Annotated in this window: 2 protein-coding genes; both read right to left on the bottom strand. The window is 44.7% G+C overall.

The window, feature by feature from the left end; translation table 11 throughout:
* Window positions 1-225: 225 nt before the first annotated feature.
* A complete protein-coding gene (locus KDK19_RS21165) occupies window positions 226-1,449 on the bottom strand; it encodes a WD40 repeat domain-containing protein (protein WP_257292886.1) in 1,224 nt (407 codons plus the stop codon).
* A gap of 57 nt (window positions 1,450-1,506) precedes the next feature.
* Window positions 1,507-1,899 (bottom strand): F-box protein, encoded by a 393-nt coding sequence (locus tag KDK19_RS21160; RefSeq protein ID WP_257292885.1) that lies wholly within the window; start codon window positions 1,897-1,899, stop codon window positions 1,507-1,509.
* Between the last annotated feature and the right edge of the window lie 434 nt (window positions 1,900-2,333).

The following is a 2,333-nucleotide window of genomic DNA, read 5'->3' as shown; positions in this document are numbered from 1 at the left end:
GGGAGTGAAACGTCAATCCTGGAATGTTTATCCGTAGAGTGCATGACTGTTCCTTGAAAGTGGGTATTGATCCTCGGTTAGAAAGGACATTTAAAATTCATTAAAACGCTTAGACCTGGTTTGAGAGTGAAAGTTCAGAAAATTGAGGTCAGTGAAACTTGGAAAGAGCAACACCCTGATCCGGGAAAAGGATAGAAAGAAATTTTTTATCGGGTTTTATGTTCATTAGACCATCAATCTTCCCTCCATTAGTTTAAAGACTCTCACCTTGTTATCATCACTGATGGTCAACACATATCGGACATCGGCGCTGATGGTGGCCGATCTGACCACCCTCTTGTGGGAAATGATCGCTTTTTTTACCCATGATCCATCGGCTCCAAGACCATAAATTTTCACTATTTTGTCACCCAGGGCATTCGTCACCACAAGGCAACCATTGGCACTGAAGACGGCCGATCGGACGCAACCTTTGTGGGTAATGGTGGTTTTTTCTACCCAACGTTCAGGGGCCTCCAGACCATAGATTTTTGCCGTACCATCTTCGCTGGCGGTGACCAAATGGCGGCCATCGGTACTGAAGTTGGCTGAGTAGACCGCACCCTCGTGATAAATCGTGGCTATTTCTTTCCATGATCCATCGTCCTGCAGGGCAGAGATTTTTGCCGTATGATCTTCACTGGTGGTGACCAGATGGTGGCCGTCGGCGCTGAAGGCAGCTGAGTAGACCGCACCCTCGTGAGAAATCGTGGCTATTTCTTGCCATGATCCATCTTTCTGCAGGTCAGAGATTTTCGCCGTATGATCTTCACTGGTGGTGACCAAATGGTGGCCATTGGCGCTGAAGGTCGCTGAGGTGATCCTACCCTCATGGGTGATGGCGATTTTTTGTTTCCATAACCCATTGTCCTCCCGACTATAGATGCTCACCATGTTATTTTTACCGACGATTACCACATCACGGCCATCGGGACTGAAGCTAGCTGATTTGACTGGACCACCAGGGTATATAATGGCCTCTCTTTCCCATGACCCACCGTCCCCCTGCCCATGAATTTGTGCCGTGCAATCATCGCTGGCAGTCACCACATGTTTACCATCATCACTGAAGGTGGCTGAGTTGACATGTCTGCCGTGGATAATAGTGCTTTTTTCTTGCCATGACCCATCGTCAGCCTGAACGCAGATTTTCGCTGTGAAATCGAGACTGGCAGTCACTATATGACGGCTATCGGCACTAAAAGTGGCTGAACTGACCGAATTGTTATGGGAAATGGTGGCTCTTGGAATCCAGAATCCGTTGGCCCTGTGGCGACAGATTTTTATCGTATTATCCATACTGGCGGTCACCAAATGGCGGCTATCAGGACTAAATATGGCTGTATTGACATCGTCAAGATGGGTGATTTTGGCTGTTATCTCCAGGTTGATTTTTTTACATTGAGACATCAGTTTACTGTTGGTGAACAGGAACGGAGCAGGAAAATAAAGACATTTTCGGTTCTCTTAAAAAACGAGTGACTTGACAGTATTCCCATTCGCAAACGGCTTTAACCAACCACGGAGTTGTTGATTGTCTTTTGTCATGATGGTGGTCTTTAGTTGATATCGGGACGGTGAAGGAAACCGCTGATACCATGCTCTTTCCAGAGCTCTATTCTTTTTAACAAGATAGCGAAGGTATGTGCATACCTTTGTTAAACAGTGAATGCTTCGAAAATCCAAATAGCGAATAATTTTGACATGTGTCTCTTCGGCTAAATGGAAGAATGTAGGTTCAACTTTTTCCTGTACACTAACTTCCCTGCCCAGACTGACAACCGTTGGTGCTTCAAGCAGTCTGGGTATCTTTGGTGCAGGCGGGAGTGGAGCGTCAAAATTTCTGTTCGTAAAGTGCATATCTGTTCCTTCAAAGTCAGTATTTATCTCCGGTTAGAAAGAGGATTTAAAATGGGTTGTTAGTTTAGAACCGGTTTTAGAACGAAAGTTCATAACATTGAGGTCAGTAAAAATAAGCAAAAACAGAGCCTTGCTCCGGGAAAATGACAGGAAGAAACTTTTCCATTGAGAGCTCGCTGTAAAAGTTTTAATCAGGTTCTTAACAAACCCTGTTTTCAAATCGGCTATCTTCAAAAACACGCTTAATTGCAGGTTGTTTTAGAAACAGCCTGTACAGAAAACCACTACTCTGTTGTCATTACTGGAATGGTTGTCCGAAGGGTGCATGGCTGTCCCTTCAAAGTCAGTTTTTATCCTCTGGGTAAGGACATTTAAAATAGATTGAAAGCTTAGAACCGGTTTTAGAATGAAAGTTCAAAACATTGAGGTCATTG

Source organism: Endozoicomonas sp. ONNA1 (assembly GCF_024606325.1).
Classification (GTDB): domain Bacteria; phylum Pseudomonadota; class Gammaproteobacteria; order Pseudomonadales; family Endozoicomonadaceae; genus Endozoicomonas_A.
The sequence above is the reverse complement of the archived record's forward strand: the minus strand, read 5'-3'. Positions and strand labels throughout refer to the sequence as shown.

What these genes read in the sequence shown, in the direction of transcription:
- KDK19_RS21165 (WP_257292886.1), bottom strand. Translation starts at nt 1,449, where the DNA reads ATGTCTCAATGTAAAAAAATCAACCTGGAGATAACAGCCAAAATCACC.
- KDK19_RS21160 (WP_257292885.1), bottom strand. Translation starts at nt 1,899, where the DNA reads ATGCACTTTACGAACAGAAATTTTGACGCTCCACTCCCGCCTGCACCA.